This window comes from Pseudomonas sp. GW821-FHT12A04, from assembly GCF_058807755.1.
Genome location: NZ_JBXAQZ010000015.1, coordinates 123,368 through 139,795, shown reverse-complemented (window position 1 = coordinate 139,795; position 16,428 = coordinate 123,368). Strand labels below are relative to the sequence as shown.

Sequence of the window (16,428 nt, the reverse complement as noted above, 5' to 3'; positions counted from 1 at the left end):
AAAAACAATTCGAGTGAACACATGAACATGCCAATTGCCCAAGCCGTGCTGAACCCTGTGCTGGACCCGCTGGAAACCGCCAGCATCGACGAGCTGCGCCAGCATCAGCTGGAGCGCCTGCGCTGGAGCCTGAACCACGCCTACAACAACGTGCCGCTGTACCGTCAGCGCTTCGATGCGCTGGGCGTACACCCCGACGACATCAAGTCCCTGGACGACCTGGCGAAATTCCCTTTCACCACCAAGTCCGACCTGCGGGACAACTACCCCTACGGCATGTTTGCCGTACCGATGCACGACATCGTGCGCCTGCACGCGTCCAGCGGCACCACCGGCAAACCGACCGTGGTCGGCTACACCCAGAACGACATCGACACCTGGGCCAACGTGGTTGCGCGCTCGATCCGCGCCGCCGGTGGCCATCGTGGCGACAAGGTGCACATTTCCTATGGCTACGGCCTGTTCACCGGCGGCCTCGGCGCGCACTACGGCGCCGAACGCCTGGGCTGTACGGTGATCCCGATGTCCGGTGGCCAGACCGAAAAACAGGTGCAGCTGATCAAGGATTTCCAGCCGGACATCATCATGGTCACGCCGTCCTACATGCTCAACATCGCCGATGAAATCGAGCGCCAGGGCATCGACCCGCACAAACTGGCCCTGCGCCTGGGCATCTTCGGCGCCGAGCCGTGGACCGCCGAACTGCGCAGCGCCATCGAGGCACGCATGGGCATCACCGCCCTGGACATCTACGGCCTCTCGGAAATCATGGGCCCGGGCGTGGCCATGGAATGCGCCGAAACCAAGGACGGCCCGACCATCTGGGAAGACCACTTCTACCCGGAAATCATCGACCCGGTCACCGGCGAAGTGCTGCCGGACGGGCAGATGGGCGAACTGGTGTTCACCTCCCTGAGCAAAGAAGCCCTGCCGATGATCCGCTACCGCACCCGCGACCTGACGCGCCTGCTGCCGGGCACCGCACGGCCGATGCGACGCATCGACAAGATCACCGGACGCAGCGATGACATGCTGATCATCCGCGGCGTTAACGTGTTTCCGACGCAGATCGAAGAGCAGGTTCTGAAAGTCAAACAACTTGCCGAGTGTTATGAGATTCATCTGTATCGCAATGGCAACCTGGACAGCGTTGATGTGCATGTCGAGCTCAAGGCTGAGCACCAGCACCTGGGCGATGAACAGCAGAAGGCTGTTTGCGGGGAATTGAGCCGGCATATCAAGACGTACATCGGGATCAGTTCGCGGATCGTTTTGCAGCCGTTCCATTCGATCAAGCGATCCGAGGGCAAGGCTTGCCACGTGGTGGATAAACGTCCTAAAGCATGACTGCTGCACCCTTTATGGCCCCGCTTTTTGCGGGGCTTTTTTTTGCCAGGGCTTTACCGACTCTGGCACCGATCACTATTCCTGTGGGAGCGAGCTTGCTCGCGATGGCTTTGTGTCAGGCGACATGGATTTTTGAGGGTGTACATATCCATTGCTGCGGTCACGGCCACTTAGGGTTCCGCCCTTACGGCGGGTCACTTGGAAAAGCCCCAAGTAACCAAGGGCTCTTGCCCCTTTCGTTCGGTGCCTCGCCTAGGCTCGGCATGCCCTCGCTCCGGTCCTGCTCCGTGGGCCCGCCGCCATCGGCCATCCATGGCCGGGGGCGGCTAACCCGGCATCCATGCCGGGTTGCCCACTGCGCAGAACCTCCACTCGGCCTCACGAGGGGGCGTACACCGCAACAGCGCCCGAGGCGGCCTACCGGCCGGCCTGTTTGCTGGGTTCGTTCGACTGTGATGTACCTCGTCGACTGGCAGGTCGCTATCGCGAGCAAGCTCGCTCCCACAGGTATCGAGTACATCTGCAAGATTTCGGTCCGCTGGCAGGCCGCCTTCGCGGGCAAGCCCGCTCCCACAGGGGTTGGGGACATCTGCAAAAACCAGGTCGGCTGTCAGGCCGCCATCGCGAGCAAGCTCGCTCCCACAGAAGAGCAAAAGCAGATCGACGTACACCGATGCTCTTCACCACTCATCAGGCCGAGCGTTAGCTCGCCTGCAGCTCTTGATCTTGATCCACCCGCCCCTTCGGGAGGCTGAGTGGAGGCGTTCATCCGGGGATTGGCGCGCAGCGCCGTTCGACGCAGTCGAACACATTGCATGTAGGTGCAGCGAAGCAAACCGGAGGGCAATGCCCCCGGATGAATGCCGGAGCGAAGGAACGCCGAGCCTTAGCGAGGGGCCGGACGCTCGGGGCGAGCCTTTTTTTGCTTACTTTTTTTTGGCGTTTGTAAAAAAAGTGAGTCGCCGTAAGGGCGAAACCGCCAGTGGCCGTTACCAAAGAAATGGATATGTACGCCGACCTCCCTCCCCCCATTCATCCCAAAGCGATACAAAAAACAATTACGACACGTCATTTTGTGTTTGATATTAAATTCTGTATCGCTTATAAAGTTCTCCATGCCCCAGAACAGATTCAAGGCGGGAACTCAAAAATGTACGCACAGCTCGTAGAAACAGGCGTCAAGCGCATAAAAGACCTCTCGGAAATGTCCGAACAGGAACGCGCCTTCCAGGAAAAAATCGATTCAGAAATCAAGATCGAAGCCAAGAACTGGATGCCAGATGCCTACCGCCAGACCCTGATCCGGCAAATTTCCCAGCACGCCCACTCCGAAATCGTCGGCATGCTGCCCGAAGGCAACTGGGTCACCCGCGCGCCAAGCCTCAAACGCAAACTGCAACTGATGGCCAAGATCCAGGACGAAGCCGGCCACGGCCTCTACCTGTACAGCGCCATGGAAACCCTGGGCGCCGACCGCGATGAAGAAATCGCCAAGCTGCACAGCGGCAAGGCCAAGTACTCGAGCATCTTCAATTACCCGACACTGAACTGGGCCGACATGGGCGCGGTGGGCTGGCTGGTGGATGGCGCGGCGATCGTCAACCAGGTGGTACTGCAGCGCACCTCCTACGGCCCGTATTCCCGGGCGATGATCCGCATCTGCAAGGAAGAGAGTTTCCACCAGCGCCAGGGCTACGAAATCCTCCTGACCATGATGCGCCACGGTAACCAGGCGCAAAAAGACATGGTCCAGGACGCGATCAACCGCCTGTGGTGGCCGTCGCTGATGATGTTCGGCCCGAGCGACGAACACTCGCCGAACAGCGCCCAGTCCATGGCCTGGAAAATCAAGCGCCAGAGCAACGATGAACTGCGCCAGCGCTTCATCGACCAGACCATCCCGCAGCTGGAGCTTTTGGGCTGTACCTGCCCCGACCCGGACCTGAAGTGGAACGCCGAGCGCGGCCACTACGACTTCGGCGAAATCCAGTGGAACGAATTCTACGAAGTGCTCAAGGGCAACGGCCCGTGCAACCAGGAACGCGTTGCCACCCGCCGCAAGGCGATCGAAGACGGCGCCTGGGTTCGTGAAGCCGCCGTCGCCCACGCCCGTAAAAAACAAAACAAGAACGCCGCCTGATCCGGCCACCTGATGTGGAGTAACTGAAATGTCCGAGTGGACCCTCTTCGAAGTCTTCGTGCGCAGCAAGCACGGTCTGAACCACAAGCATGTCGGTAGCGTGCACGCCGCCGACACCACCATGGCCATCGAAAACGCGCGCGAGCTCTACACCCGTCGCAGCGAAGGCGTGAGCCTGTGGGTCGTGCCTTCGGCGTTGATCACCGCCTCGTCGCCGGATGAAAAAGACCCGCTGTTCGATCCATCGGACGACAAGGTCTACCGCCACGCCAGCTTCTACGAGCTGCCGGCCGAAGTCGGGCACATGTGAGGTCGACCATGAATAACAAGACCGATCTGATCGAATACCTGCTGCGCCTCGGCGACAGCGCCCTGATCCAGGGCCAGCGCCTGTGCCAATGGTGCGGCAAGGCCCCGGCGCTGGAAGAAGAACTGGCGCTGATGAACGTCGGCCTCGACCTGGTGGGCCAGGCGCGCAACTGGCTGGAGTACGCCGCCGAACTGCTGGACGACGGCCGTGATGCCGATCACCTGGTGTTTCGTCGCGACGAGCGCGCCTATCGCAACCTGCTGCTGGTGGAACAACCCAACGGCGACTTCGCGGTGACCATGCTCAAGCAGTTCCTCTATGACGCCTGGCATTTGTCGGTGCTGCAGGGCCTGAGCCAGTCCAGCGACGAGCGCATTGCCGGGATTGCCGCCAAAGCCGTGAAGGAAGTGACCTATCACCTGCGTCGCTCCGGCGAATGGATCGAACGCCTGGGTGACGGCACCGAGGAAAGCAATCGGCGCATGCTCGCAGCGATTCCCGAAGTCTGGCGCTTCACCGTGGAACTGATCGCCGCCGATGACAGCGAACAGCGTCTGTGCGCCGCCGGCATCACCCCGGACATCGCCAGCGTCGCCACCCAGTGGCAGACAAAGGTCGAGCAGATCTTCAGCAGCGCCACCCTGCCCGTCCCCGCGGCGCCGAGCTATTTCTACCTGAATGCACGCAAGGGCCTGCACACCGAACACTTAGGGATTCTGCTGGCCGAAATGCAGTGCCTGCCACGAGCGTACCCCGATGCAACCTGGTGAGCTGATCGCCAGCGACCTCGGCGCCCGGCCGGCTCAACCGACCGACCTGGCTGCCGCGTGGGCGATCCTGTGCGAGGTCATGGACCCGGAAGTGCCAGTGGTCAGCGTGGTTGACCTGGGCATCGTCCGCGATCTGGACTGGCAGGCCGGTCACCTTCACGTGGTGGTCACGCCGACCTACTCCGGTTGCCCGGCCACCGAAGTGATCGAAAGCGACATCCGCGAAGCCCTGGAACTCGCCGGATTCAAGGCGCCGCAATTGGAGCGCAAGTTGACCCCGGCCTGGACCACCGACTGGATCAGCGACAGCGGCCGCGAACGCCTGCGCGCTTACGGCATCGCGCCGCCCGAGGGCAGCACCAGCAAGCGCAGCCTGCTCGGCGAGAACCCGCAGGTTGTGTGCCCGCAATGCGGCAGCGCCCACACCGAGGTGCTCAGCGAGTTCGGCTCCACCGCCTGCAAGGCCCTGTACCGCTGCGTCGATTGCCGGGAACCGTTCGACTATTTCAAGTGCATCTGAGCGGCGAATCGGCCGTCCCAGCTGGAGAACAACAATGAGCAAATTTCACAGCCTGACCATCAAGGACGTGCGCGCCGAGACTCGTGACGCGGTGTCCATCGCCTTCGAGATTCCGCAGCACTTGCAGGACAGCTTCCACTTCACCCAGGGCCAGCACCTGGTGATGCGCACCCAACTGGACGGCGAAGAAGTACGCCGCTCCTACTCGATCTGCACCGGGGTCAACGACGGAGAGCTGCGCATCGCCGTCAAGCGTGTTACCGGCGGACGCTTCTCGGCATTTGCCAACGAACAGCTGAAAGCCGGGCACACCCTGGAAGTGATGCCGCCCGCCGGGCACTTCTGCGTCGAACTCGACCCGGCGCGCCATGGCAACTACCTGGCCGTGGCGGCAGGCAGCGGCATCACGCCGATCCTGTCGATCATCAAGACCACCCTGGAAACCGAGCCCCACAGCCGCGTCACCCTGTTGTACGGCAACCGCTCCAGCTCCGGTGCGCTGTTCCGCGAACAGCTCGAAGACCTGAAAAACCGCTACCTGCAACGCCTGAACCTGATCTTCGTGTTCAGCCGCGAGCAGCAGGATGTCGACCTGTACAACGGCCGGATCAACGCCGAGAAATGCGAGCAACTGTTCAGCCGCTGGCTCGACGTCAAGGCCCTCGACGCCGCCTTCATCTGCGGCCCGCAGGAAATGACCGAGACCGTGCGCGACAGCCTCAAGGCCAAGGGCATGCAACCCGAGCGCATCCATTTCGAACTGTTCGCCGCCGCCGGCAGCCAGCAGAAGCGTGAAGCCCGTGAGGCGGCACGCCAGGTGGATTCAGCGGTCAGCCAGATCACCGTCATCAGCGATGGCCGCGCCCTGGCGTTCGACCTGCAACGCAACAGCCAGAGCATCCTCGATGCGGGTAACGAGCAAGGTGCGGAACTGCCCTACTCGTGCAAGGCCGGTGTGTGCTCGACCTGCAAGTGCAAGGTCATCGAGGGCGAAGTGGAAATGGACAGCAACCACGCCCTGGAAGACTACGAAGTGGCCGCCGGCTACGTGCTGTCGTGCCAGGCCTTCCCGATCAGCGACAAGGTGGTGCTGGATTTCGATCAGCTCTGATATCCGCCTCACGCAAAACCCTGTGGGAGCGAGCTTGCTCGCGATAGCGGTGGGTCAGCCACCATCAATGCTGAATGTAATGGCCTCATCGCGAGCGAGCTCGCTCCCACAGGGGGCCGGTGATTCGGCACGAATACAACGTTTCACCCAAAACAAAAAAAACAAAGGAGCGCGCGTCATGACACCCCAGGAAATAGAACTCATCGGCCAGCACCCGGATTTCATCCAGCTGGTTCGTCGCAAACAGAAGCTGTACTGGTCACTGAGCCTGGCCATGCTGGTGATCTATTACGGCTTCGTGCTGCTGGTGGCTTTCTCCCCTTCTACCCTCGGCCAATCCCTGAGCGGCGGCGTGACCACCGTGGGCATGCTGGTGGGTGTCGTCATCGTCGGGCTGGCCTTTGCGCTGACCGGTTTCTATGTCTATCGCGCCAACAACGTGATCGATCCGCTGAATGAAAAACTCAAGCAGGAGTGCGCCCGATGAACCGCCTTCTTGCACTGTTCCTGCTGCCGCTGGCGGCTGTCACTGATGTTGCGATGGCCGCCGACGGCGCATCCCGACCGTTGAACTGGAACGCCATCGGCATGTTCCTGGTGTTCGTGTTGTTCACCCTTGGCGTGACACGCTGGGCGGCACTTCGCACCCGCTCCACCAGCGATTTTTACACCGCTGGCGGCGGCATGACCGGGTTTCAGAACGGTCTGGCGATTGCCGGCGACATGATCTCGGCGGCCTCGTTCCTCGGCATCTCCGCGATGATGTTCCTCAATGGCTACGACGGTTTGCTCTACGCTCTGGGCGTGCTGGCCGGCTGGCCGATCATCCTGTTCCTGATTGCCGAGCGCCTGCGCAACCTGGGCAAATACACCTTTGCCGACGTGGTGTCCTATCGCCTGGAACAAACCCCGGTGCGCCTGACCTCGGCCTTCGGCACCCTGACCGTGGCCCTGATGTACCTGGTGGCGCAGATGGTCGGCGCCGGCAAGCTGATCGAACTGTTGTTCGGCATCGACTACCTCTATGCAGTGATGCTGGTCGGCGTGTTGATGGTGTTCTACGTGACCTTCGGCGGCATGCTCGCCACCACCTGGGTGCAGATCATCAAGGCGGTGATGCTGTTGTTCGGCACCAGCTTCATGGCGTTCATGGTGCTCAAGCACTTCGGCTTCAGCACTGAGGCGATGTTTGCCGGTGCCACCGCCGTGCACGCCAAGGGCAACGCGATCATGGCCCCCGGCGGCTTGCTGTCCAACCCGATCGATGCGATCTCCCTGGGGCTGGGCATGATGTTCGGCACCGCCGGCCTGCCGCACATCCTGATGCGTTTCTTCACCGTCAGCGATGCCAAGGAAGCGCGTAAAAGCGTGTTCTACGCCACCGGTTTCATCGGCTACTTCTACTTGCTGCTGATCATCGTCGGCTTCGGCGCCATCGTCATGGTCGGCACCGATCCGGCGTTTCGTGACGCCAGCGGCGCGATCATCGGCGGCGGCAACATGGTCGCGGTGCACCTGGCCCACGCGGTAGGCGGCAACCTGTTCCTCGGCTTCATCTCGGCGGTCGCCTTCGCCACCATCCTGGCGGTGGTTGCCGGGCTGGCGCTGTCCGGCGCCTCGGCGGTGTCCCATGACCTGTATGCCTGCGTGATGCGCAAAGGCCAGGCCAGCGAGCAGCAGGAAATGCGCGTGTCGCGAATCGCCACCCTGTGCATCGGTGTGCTGGCGATCGTCCTCGGCCTGCTGTTCGAGTCGCAGAACATTGCCTTCCTCTCGGGTCTGGTGCTGGCCATCGCCGCGTCGGTGAATTTCCCGGTGCTGTTCCTCTCGATGTACTGGAAAGGCCTGACCACCCGCGGCGCCGTCCTCGGCAGTCTGTCCGGACTGGTCTCGGCGATTGTGTTGCTGGTGCTGAGCCCGGCGGTGTGGGTCAACGTGATGCATCACGACAAGGCGCTGTTCCCGTACTCCAACCCGGCCCTGTTTTCCATGAGCCTGGCGTTCTTTAGTGCATGGCTGTTTTCCGTCACCGACACCTCGCCCCGTGCAGCCCTTGAGCGTGGCCGTTATCTGGCGCAGTTCATCCGCTCGATGACCGGCATCGGTGCCACTGGCGCCAGCAAACACTAAACGACGACCGATCAGTTGGCAGGGAATAAAAATAATGAAACCCGCACGTACCACGTCTTGTGAATCACTGTTTTCACTGGCCGCCGCATTGAGTCTGCCCATGATCGCCCCCAGCGCCATGGCCGACTTCATCGGCGACAGCAAGGCCCGCATTGATATGCGCAACCACTACATCAATCGCGATTTCCGTCAGGACAACGCGCCGCAATCCAAAGCCGAAGAATGGGCCCAGGGATTCACTGCGCGCATCGAGTCCGGATTCACCGACGGCACCTTCGGTTTCGGTCTCGACGCGCTGGGCGAACTGGGGCTCAAGCTCGACTCCAGTCCCGACCGCCGTGGCACCGGGCTGCTGCCGTTTGGCCCGCAGAGCCATGAGCCCGACGACGAGTACAGCGAACTGGGCCTGACCGGCAAATTGAAAGTATCCAAAAGCGTGTTGAAACTCGGCACCCTGCAGCCCTTGTTGCCAGTAGCGACTTACAACGACACACGCCTGTTGGGTTCGACTTTTGAAGGTGGCTTGCTGACCAGCCAGGAAATCGACGGCCTGACGGTGAATGCCGGACGCCTGACCAAGGCCAACCTGCGGGACTCCTCCAGCAACGATGACATCGGCTTCGGCGCCGCCACCAGCGATCACTTCGACTTCGGCGGCGGCACCTACGCGTTCAGCCCGCAACTGAATGTGAGCTACTACTACGGCAAGCTGGAACAGATCTATCGCCAGCAATTCGCCGGACTGGTGCATACGCAACCGTTGGGCAACGGCTTCAACCTGCGCAGCGACCTGCGTTATTTCGACAGCCGCGGTGACGGCGCCGAGCGGGCCGGGCGCATCGACAACCGCAACTTCAACGGCATGTTCACGGTGTCCCACGGTGCCCACAAGGTCAGTGCCGCCTACCAGCAATTGTCCGGCGACAGCGCCTTTCCGTTCCTCAACGGCGGCGATCCGTACGTGGTCAACCTGGTGACGTTCAACACCTTCACCCGCGCCGAGGAGGATTCCTGGCAGCTGCGTTACGACTATGACTTCGCGGCGCAAGGTATTCCCGGCCTGACCTTCATGACCCGCTACACCGACGGTCGCCACGTCAAGGCCGGCACCGTCGACAACGGTCGCGAATGGGAGCGCGACACCGATATCAGCTACGTCGTCCAGAGCGGTGTGTTCAAGAACGTCAGCCTGCGCTGGCGCAACGTGACCTTCCGTTCCGGCAATGGCCTGACTACCGCCCTCGATGAGAACCGGCTGATCGTCGGTTACACCCTGGCGCTTTGGTAATTCCGAAAGGCGCGGCCGCCACCGCGCCACAACCCTTCATAACCAGGAGCAATCGTGATGTCCTCTTCACCTGCACTGCATGCCCCCACCCTGCAAAGCTTCATCGCCGGTCGCTGGATCGGCCAACACGGCGCGCAGGTCCTGCGCAGCGCCATCGACGGCCATGAAATCGCCCGCACCCACGAAGAGCGTCCGGACTTCGCCGAAGCCATCGAACACGGTCGCCGCCAAGGCGTCAGCGGCCTGATGGCGCTGGACTTCCAGCAGCGTGCCCAGCGTCTCAAGGCCCTGGCCCTGTACCTGAGCGAGCGCAAGGAACAGCTCTACGCGATTTCCCACCACAGCGGCGCGACCCGCGCCGACAGCTGGATCGACATCGAAGGCGGCAACAGCACACTGTTCACCTACGCCAGCCTCGGCTCCCGCGAGCTGCCGTCGGGCAACATCGTCCACGAAGGCCCGGCCATGCAGCTGAGCAAAATGGGCACCTTCGCCGGTACGCACATTCTGGTGCCCCGTGGCGGTCTGGCGGTGCACATCAACGCGTTCAACTTCCCGATCTGGGGCATGCTGGAAAAATTCGCCCCGAGCTTCCTAGCCGGCATGCCGTGCATCGTCAAACCCGCCAGCGCCACCAGCTACCTGACCGAAGCCGTGGTGCGCCTGATGGACGAATCCGGCCTGCTGCCGGCGGGCAGCCTGCAACTGATCATCGGCAGCACCGGCGACCTGCTCGACCGCCTGCAAGGCCAGGACGTGGTGACCTTCACCGGTTCCGCCGACACCGCAGCCAAGCTGCGGGTCAACCCGAACCTGATCCGCAATTCGGTGCCGTTCAACGCCGAAGCCGACTCGCTGAACTGCGCGATCCTCGCCCCGGACATAACCCCGGATGACGAAGAGTTCGAGCTGTTCATCAAGGAAGTCGCCCGGGAAATGACCACCAAGGCCGGGCAGAAATGCACCGCCATCCGCCGCGCCATCGTCCCGGCCAAGCACATAGATGCCGTGGCTACCCGCCTGCGTGATCGCCTGGCCAAAGTGGTGGTCGGCGACCCGTCGGTGGAAGGCGTACGCATGGGCGCACTGGCGTCTCACGATCAGCAGAAAGACGTGGCCGAGCGTCTGGAAAGCCTGTTGCAGAGCAGCGATATGCTGTTTGGTGCCCGCGACGGTTTCGAACCCCGTGGTGAAAACGTCGACAAGGGCGCGTTCTTCGCCCCGACCCTGTTGCAGGCCCGCGACCCCCATGCCGAGGGCGGCGCCCACGATATCGAAGCGTTCGGTCCGGTCAGCACGCTGATGGCCTACGACGATCTCGACGAAGCATTGGCCCTGACCGCCCGCGGCAAAGGCAGCCTGGTGGCCAGTCTGGTGACCAAGGATCCGCAAATCGCCGCCAAGGCCATCCCGGTCGCGGCTGCCTGGCACGGCCGCTTGCTGGTACTGGATCGCCACTCTGCCGGCGAATCCACCGGTCACGGCTCGCCGCTGCCACAGCTCAAGCACGGCGGCCCGGGGCGTGCCGGTGGCGGCGAAGAACTCGGCGGCCTGCGCGCGGTGAAACACTACCTGCAACGCGCGGCGGTACAAGGTTCGCCGACCATGCTGGCAGCGGTCACCGGCGAGTACGTGCGCGGGGCCAAGGTCATCGAAACCGACGTGCATCCGTTCCGTCGCCATTTCCAGGACCTGCAGATCGGCGAGTCGCTGCTGACCCACCGCCGCACCGTCACCGAAGCAGATCTGGTGAACTTCGGCTGCCTGTCGGGCGACCACTTCTACATGCACTTCGACGAGATCGCGGCCAAGGAATCGCAATTCGGCAAGCGCATCGCCCACGGTTACTTCGTGCTTTCAGCGGCGGCCGGGCTGTTTGTTTCCCCCGCTCCGGGGCCGGTACTGGCCAACTATGGCCTGGACACCTTGCGCTTCATCAACCCGGTGGGCATCGGCGACACCATCCAGGCGCGCCTGACCTGCAAACGCAAGATCGACCAGGGCAAGAAGAGCCCGCAGGGCATCCCGCAAGGGGTGGTGGCGTGGGATGTGGAAGTGACCAACCAGTTGGGTGAGCTGGTGGCCAGTTATGACATTCTGACCCTGGTGGTCAAACGCGAAGACTGATCTGGATTCCTGGTTGACCACTAATCTCGTGGTCAACCTCAATCTACTGTGGGAGCGGGCTTGCTCGCGAAAGCGGTGTGTCAGTCAATAATGATGTCGACTGACACACCGCTTTCGCGAGCAAGCCCGCTCCCACAGTTCGTTCTCTGTCGAACTTCAATTTTGTGCTCACTGGCTCCCACAAGGTTGAGGTGATCCAGGCGTCAATTGGCGTAGGACATTTCTGTTTTTCCTAGGCTTCGGTCATGCCCGTTGTGCCTCGCCCACAACTCACTCCCCCCGTTTTGCGGATACAAGTTCCACAGGTCCTAGGACATTTCCGGGCAAGGTCTTCGGAGATTTCCTTCGAATTGCGGCGATCCGCATGAACTGGTTTGAAAGGTGCTCAATCGATAGTCTTTGGTGGTCACTGAATTTCAGTGGCGGGGTGTAGGAACCTCCAGTTTCCCTAGTACCACGTTGGCGCCAATTACCTGGTTTGCGGCCGTTGAAATGCGTCCGTAAGATCAGCTGCGGCGGCTATGTACGGGCACGCTTCGGCGTGGTCGAGGTGCTAGGGACTCGATATTCCTACCCCGTACATGGCTGCCACCCTAGCCCGTAGGAAGGCTTTCGGTAGCTTCGATTTTCCTTTCCTAGAGTTAGAAACCATGAAAACCATTCATCCCGATCCACCCTACGAAAAACCAACCCCACACCCCAACAATCGCTTCATGGCACTCACCAGCAATTGCAGTGAAATGCCCACCCTCTTCGTCGACACCCACGCACCGCTCGACGTCCTGATGGACGCCGCCAACTACCGAATCCGCGCCGTCACCCAATTGCTGGAAAACCTGTCCATGCGCGGTTCGATCGAGTGCGATTCCTTCATCCTCAGCGACTTTTCATTGCTCTGCGCCATCCCGTTGCGCGATGGCTGTGATGTGCTGGATGTGGTCGGGCGACGGTTGCGGGCGCGCTGACCAACCCTGTAGAAGCGAGCCTGCTCGCGATGGAGGCCAACGATAACGCGGGCTGCCTGACTGAACGCGCCGTCAGGACGTTCTTCGCGAGCAAGCTCGCTCCTACAGGGTTACCGGTGTGTCAGGTGATCAATGCCTGCGCAACCACTCGATAAACAGCGCAAACAACTCCGACTGCGAACCCACCTCCAGTTTCAGGTACAGGTTCTTGCGGTGCATGCGCACGGTTTCCGGTGAGATGTTCATCTGGCTGGCCGTGGATTTCACCGAATGCCCGCGCAACACCATATGCGCCACTTGCCGCTCTCGTTCAGTGAGCAAGTCGCTGCCGAAATGCTCGAACGCCGACTGCACCCGGTGCTTGAGATCATCGCGCATGCCCTGGTCTTTATCGCACTGGATCTCGCGACTGCGCAGCATGCCCCGTTGACTGAATTCGCTGATGAATTCGCGCACCAGCGGTTCCACGGCGCGCAGCAGGTTCAGCTGTTCGGCGCTCAGGCATTCACCGCCGAAACCCTGATAGAGGCTGACGGAAATCTTCGTGTCATTGCCGATATCGACAATGTAGTAGCTGTCTTCCGAGCAGCCCGCCTTCAGGTAATAGGATTTGTAGTAGTCACTGTCGAAGAAGTTGTCCGGGGCAATCTCCTCCAGGTGATAGAAGCCTTGCGCCAATCCCTGCTCCACCGCCAGGCAGAACGGGTCGAGCAAATAACCCCCGGCAAAATAGCGCTCCAGAATCGAGACCTGATACTCCTGCGCAATCCCGCGCTGATGCAGCAACTGGGGCGCGCGGTCCTTACGCTCCAGGCTGATCATCATCGACTCGACGGACACCAGTTGCGCCAACGCCGACGCCAGGTGTCGCAAGGCGTCAGGCTCATCGATATGGGCGAATGCCTCGCGCATTCCCCCATGCCATTTGTGCAATGCCCCGAAGGGCACCGCGATCAGCGTATCGTCGTCTGGTTTGCTCATGCCCCGCAGTCTAGCGGCTGGACACGCCCTTGGTAACAGCCTGACTGACGAAATCATTGGCCCGCGTACTGTCCGCTCGCTTCAAGCTCGGCGGCCACTTCCAGAATGCATGTGCGCAAGGTCTCGACGATTTCATCGACCTGGGCAGACGTCAGGATCAACGGTGGCGACATGACATTGAGGTGCATGATCGGCCGCACCAGCAAGCCCCGGGCCTGGGCCCGCACGTGGATTTTCTCGCCGATGTTGATCTCGTCGGGGAACAGCGCCTTGGTGCGTTTATCGGCGACGAACTCCACGCAGGCCATGAGTTTCTGGCAGCGCACATCCCCCACCAGCGGCAAGTCCCGCAAGGTTGCCAGGCGCTCCTCCAGATAAGCCCCCACCGTGTCGACATGGGCCAGCAGGTTTTCCCGCTCGATGATTTCTATGTTCTTCAGCGCCGCCGTGCAGCACACCGGATGCCCGCTGTAGGTGAAGCCGTGGGTGAAGCAGCGGCCCTTGCCCGGCTCGGCGATGACTTTCCAGATGCGCTCGGAAAAGATGCACGCGCCCAGCGGCAGGTAGGCCGAGGTCAGGCCCTTGGCAGTGGTGATGATGTCGGGCTGCACGTCGAACACATCATAAGAAGCAAAGAACTTGCCCAGGCGCCCGAACGAAGTGACCACTTCGTCGGCGACGAACAGGATGTCGTAGCGCTGGCAGACGTCCCACATGCGTTTGAGATAGCCCCGGGGCGGAATGATCACCCCGCCGGAGCCCATGATCGGCTCGGCGAAAAAACCGGCAACCTTGTCCGCGCCAATCGAGAGGATCTTGTCTTCGAATTCCTTGACCAGGAACTCGAGGAACTGCGCCTCGTCCATGCCATCGGGCGCGCGGTACGGATTCGGGTTGGAGACGTGATGGATCAGCGGGTTGGCGTAGTCGAACTCCGGCACCCGGTCGGCGGCCTTGTTGCCGATCGACATGGTTAGCGTGGTAGAGCCGTGATAGGCGTTGAACCGCGCGATGACGTACTTCTTCTCGGGTTTGCCTCGGCAGTTCTGGTAGTACTGGATCAGCCGGTACGCGGTGTCCACGGCGGTGGAGCCACCGGTGGTCAGAAACACATGGTCGAGGTCGCCGGGGGCCAGGCTGGCGAGTTTTTCGCACAGCTCGATGGCGACGTTGTTCGACATGTCGGAAAACGGGTTCGAATAGGCCAGCTGACGCACCTGGTCGGCGATGGCCTCGGCCATTTCCTCGCGGCCCAGGCCAATGTTGGTGCACCACATGCCGCCCACCGCATCGAGAAAGCGGTTGCCCTGGGTGTCGTAGATGTAGGCGCCGTTGCCTGCGACGATGTTCAGCGAACCCTGTTCGGCATGTTCGTCGAACACGTGATAGCCGTGCATATGGTGAGCCTTGTCGGCCTTGACCAGCCGGGACTCGTCCGCTGGGGAAAAAACGGTGCGTGTTGGCGTCGCCATAAATAAACCTCTAACCGAATTGACTAACGTTCGAACAAATCAGATGCCGCTTTTCACGGTGCTCCAGACCCGGGTAATCGCCCGCATGTCCTTGGCGTTCTGGGTCTTCTGCGGAAACAGCCGCTCGCGGGTTTGCGCGTCGGGGTAAATCGCCGGGTTGTTGCGCACATCGGCGCTCAACAACGGCGTGGCCGCGGCGTTGCTGTTGGCGTAATTGATGAAGTCGCTCACGTCCGCCATCACCTGCGGCTGCATCAGGTACTCGAGAAACTTGTGGGCATTGGCGACGTGGGGGGCGTCGGCCGGGATGTACAGGTTGTCGAACCAGATCAGCGAACCTTCCTTGGGGATGAAGTAGGCCAGGTCGATCTTCTTCTTGGCTTCTGCGGCGCGGGCCATGGCGGTGGCGTAGTCGCCGGACCAGGTCATGGCCATGCACACATCGCCATTGGGCAGGCTGGTCAGGTAATTGACCGAGTCGAACTTGCGGATGTACGGCCGCACGGACAACAGCAAGTCCTGGGCGGCTTTCAGATCTTCCGGTGCGGCGCTTCTCGGATCACGACCCAGGTACTTCAGGGCCATGGGAATGACTTCGGTCGGGGCATCGAGCAGGGTCACGCCGCAGTCGGCGAAGCGCGAGACGATCTTCGGATCGAAGATCATCGCCAGCGAGCCGATCGGCGCGTCGGGCATGCGTTCCTTGATCTTGTCGACGTTGTAGGTGACGCCGTTGCTACCCCAGGTATAAGGCGCCGAGTACGTGGTGCCCGGATCGTACCCTTGCAGATCCTCCAGGACTTTCGGGTCCAGGTTGGTCCAGCCCGGCAGCAGTTTTTTGTCCAGCGGCTGGAACACCTTGGCCTTGATCAGCGGTGGCGCCAGGGACGCGTTCAACACGATCAGGTCATAACCGGAGTGGCCGGTGAGCAATTTGGCCTGCACCGTTTCGTAGGCATCGAAGGTGTCGTAGATGACTTTGATGCCGGTGGCCTTTTCGAAGTCGGCCACGGTTTTTTCACCGATGTAATCCGCCCAGTTGTACAACCGCAGCGTATGGCTGTCGTCCACTTGAGCGGCGTAGGCATTCAATGTCAGCGGTACAACAAACAGACTGGAAATCACCTTAAGCAGCGTCTTGCCCATAGCAAATGCACCTTATAGCGAGTTCGGCTCTGGATGAGCGGATGCCCCCACTATTGGTGGATTCGCCGGGCGCGGCCATACCCCGAATGGGTGTGTGTCGTTTTTTGGTCACACCGGCATG

14 protein-coding genes are annotated in these 16,428 nt (G+C 61.3%); 11 read left to right on the top strand and 3 right to left on the bottom strand.

The window, feature by feature from the left end; genetic code table 11:
• The first annotated feature begins 21 nt into the window (after positions 1-21).
• The 11 genes from paaK (at position 22) to AC1RS8_RS22935 (ending at position 12,708) form a co-directional block, all read left to right on the top strand.
• Positions 22-1,347 (top strand): phenylacetate--CoA ligase PaaK, encoded by a 1,326-nt coding sequence (gene paaK / locus AC1RS8_RS22985; RefSeq protein WP_057713982.1) that lies wholly within the window; start codon positions 22-24, stop codon positions 1,345-1,347.
• A 1,150-nt stretch (positions 1,348-2,497) separates the two neighbouring features.
• The gene (gene paaA, locus AC1RS8_RS22980; RefSeq protein ID WP_057713980.1) at positions 2,498-3,487 is read left to right on the top strand and encodes a 1,2-phenylacetyl-CoA epoxidase subunit PaaA; all 990 of its coding nucleotides are present in this window, start codon (positions 2,498-2,500) and stop codon (positions 3,485-3,487) included.
• Between the two features lie 28 nt (positions 3,488-3,515).
• A complete protein-coding gene (gene paaB, locus AC1RS8_RS22975) occupies positions 3,516-3,797 on the top strand; it encodes a 1,2-phenylacetyl-CoA epoxidase subunit PaaB (RefSeq protein WP_007943393.1) in 282 nt (93 codons plus the stop codon).
• An 8-nt stretch (positions 3,798-3,805) separates the two neighbouring features.
• Positions 3,806-4,567: a 1,2-phenylacetyl-CoA epoxidase subunit PaaC gene (gene paaC / locus AC1RS8_RS22970; protein ID WP_489338951.1), complete on the top strand. Its 762-nt coding sequence runs from the start codon at positions 3,806-3,808 to the stop codon at positions 4,565-4,567.
• Entirely contained in the window at positions 4,554-5,087 is a 534-nt protein-coding gene (paaD, locus tag AC1RS8_RS22965) for a 1,2-phenylacetyl-CoA epoxidase subunit PaaD (RefSeq protein ID WP_090456852.1), read from the top strand. The genes paaC and paaD overlap by 14 nt, the downstream gene beginning before the upstream one ends.
• A 34-nt stretch (positions 5,088-5,121) precedes the next feature.
• Positions 5,122-6,198 carry a 1,2-phenylacetyl-CoA epoxidase subunit PaaE gene (gene paaE, locus AC1RS8_RS22960; RefSeq protein WP_489338952.1) on the top strand — a complete coding sequence of 359 codons (1,077 nt, stop codon included), beginning with the start codon at positions 5,122-5,124 and terminating at the stop codon, positions 6,196-6,198.
• A 178-nt stretch (positions 6,199-6,376) separates the two neighbouring features.
• Positions 6,377-6,685 carry a DUF485 domain-containing protein gene (locus AC1RS8_RS22955; protein ID WP_150814175.1) on the top strand — a complete coding sequence of 103 codons (309 nt, stop codon included), beginning with the start codon at positions 6,377-6,379 and terminating at the stop codon, positions 6,683-6,685.
• Entirely contained in the window at positions 6,682-8,328 is a 1,647-nt protein-coding gene (locus AC1RS8_RS22950; RefSeq protein WP_057713976.1) for a cation acetate symporter, read from the top strand. The genes AC1RS8_RS22955 and AC1RS8_RS22950 overlap by 4 nt, the downstream gene beginning before the upstream one ends.
• 34 nt (positions 8,329-8,362) lie before the next feature.
• The gene (locus AC1RS8_RS22945; protein WP_489338953.1) at positions 8,363-9,616 is read left to right on the top strand and encodes an OprD family porin; all 1,254 of its coding nucleotides are present in this window, start codon (positions 8,363-8,365) and stop codon (positions 9,614-9,616) included.
• Positions 9,617-9,673: 57 nt separating this feature from the next.
• Positions 9,674-11,743, top strand: coding sequence for a phenylacetic acid degradation bifunctional protein PaaZ (paaZ, locus tag AC1RS8_RS22940; RefSeq protein WP_493163664.1), 2,070 nt, complete (start codon positions 9,674-9,676; stop codon positions 11,741-11,743).
• 650 nt (positions 11,744-12,393) lie between these two features.
• Positions 12,394-12,708 carry a hypothetical protein gene (locus tag AC1RS8_RS22935; RefSeq protein ID WP_223503668.1) on the top strand — a complete coding sequence of 105 codons (315 nt, stop codon included), beginning with the start codon at positions 12,394-12,396 and terminating at the stop codon, positions 12,706-12,708.
• A 129-nt stretch (positions 12,709-12,837) separates the two neighbouring features.
• Here AC1RS8_RS22935 and AC1RS8_RS22930 read toward each other — a convergent pair whose 3' ends face one another.
• Genes AC1RS8_RS22930 through AC1RS8_RS22920 form a run of 3 tightly spaced genes read right to left on the bottom strand, consistent with a single transcriptional unit; the run spans position 12,838 to position 16,307 of the window.
• Positions 12,838-13,746: a LuxR C-terminal-related transcriptional regulator gene (locus AC1RS8_RS22930; protein WP_489338955.1), complete on the bottom strand. Its 909-nt coding sequence runs from the start codon at positions 13,744-13,746 to the stop codon at positions 12,838-12,840.
• A complete protein-coding gene (locus tag AC1RS8_RS22925; protein ID WP_489338956.1) occupies positions 13,743-15,161 on the bottom strand; it encodes an aminotransferase in 1,419 nt (472 codons plus the stop codon). Before AC1RS8_RS22925 ends, AC1RS8_RS22930 begins: the two co-directional genes overlap by 4 nt.
• A 39-nt stretch (positions 15,162-15,200) precedes the next feature.
• Positions 15,201-16,307: a polyamine ABC transporter substrate-binding protein gene (locus tag AC1RS8_RS22920; protein WP_057713969.1), complete on the bottom strand. Its 1,107-nt coding sequence runs from the start codon at positions 16,305-16,307 to the stop codon at positions 15,201-15,203.
• Positions 16,308-16,428: the final 121 nt, after the last annotated feature.

What these genes read in the sequence shown, in the direction of transcription:
- paaK (WP_057713982.1), top strand. Translation starts at nt 22, where the DNA reads ATGAACATGCCAATTGCCCAAGCCGTGCTGAACCCTGTGCTGGACCCG.
- paaA (WP_057713980.1), top strand. Translation starts at nt 2,498, where the DNA reads ATGTACGCACAGCTCGTAGAAACAGGCGTCAAGCGCATAAAAGACCTC.
- paaB (WP_007943393.1), top strand. Translation starts at nt 3,516, where the DNA reads ATGTCCGAGTGGACCCTCTTCGAAGTCTTCGTGCGCAGCAAGCACGGT.
- paaC (WP_489338951.1), top strand. Translation starts at nt 3,806, where the DNA reads ATGAATAACAAGACCGATCTGATCGAATACCTGCTGCGCCTCGGCGAC.
- paaD (WP_090456852.1), top strand. Translation starts at nt 4,554, where the DNA reads ATGCAACCTGGTGAGCTGATCGCCAGCGACCTCGGCGCCCGGCCGGCT.
- paaE (WP_489338952.1), top strand. Translation starts at nt 5,122, where the DNA reads ATGAGCAAATTTCACAGCCTGACCATCAAGGACGTGCGCGCCGAGACT.
- AC1RS8_RS22955 (WP_150814175.1), top strand. Translation starts at nt 6,377, where the DNA reads ATGACACCCCAGGAAATAGAACTCATCGGCCAGCACCCGGATTTCATC.
- AC1RS8_RS22950 (WP_057713976.1), top strand. Translation starts at nt 6,682, where the DNA reads ATGAACCGCCTTCTTGCACTGTTCCTGCTGCCGCTGGCGGCTGTCACT.
- AC1RS8_RS22945 (WP_489338953.1), top strand. Translation starts at nt 8,363, where the DNA reads ATGAAACCCGCACGTACCACGTCTTGTGAATCACTGTTTTCACTGGCC.
- paaZ (WP_493163664.1), top strand. Translation starts at nt 9,674, where the DNA reads ATGTCCTCTTCACCTGCACTGCATGCCCCCACCCTGCAAAGCTTCATC.
- AC1RS8_RS22935 (WP_223503668.1), top strand. Translation starts at nt 12,394, where the DNA reads ATGAAAACCATTCATCCCGATCCACCCTACGAAAAACCAACCCCACAC.
- AC1RS8_RS22930 (WP_489338955.1), bottom strand. Translation starts at nt 13,746, where the DNA reads ATGATTTCGTCAGTCAGGCTGTTACCAAGGGCGTGTCCAGCCGCTAGA.
- AC1RS8_RS22925 (WP_489338956.1), bottom strand. Translation starts at nt 15,161, where the DNA reads ATGGCGACGCCAACACGCACCGTTTTTTCCCCAGCGGACGAGTCCCGG.
- AC1RS8_RS22920 (WP_057713969.1), bottom strand. Translation starts at nt 16,307, where the DNA reads ATGGGCAAGACGCTGCTTAAGGTGATTTCCAGTCTGTTTGTTGTACCG.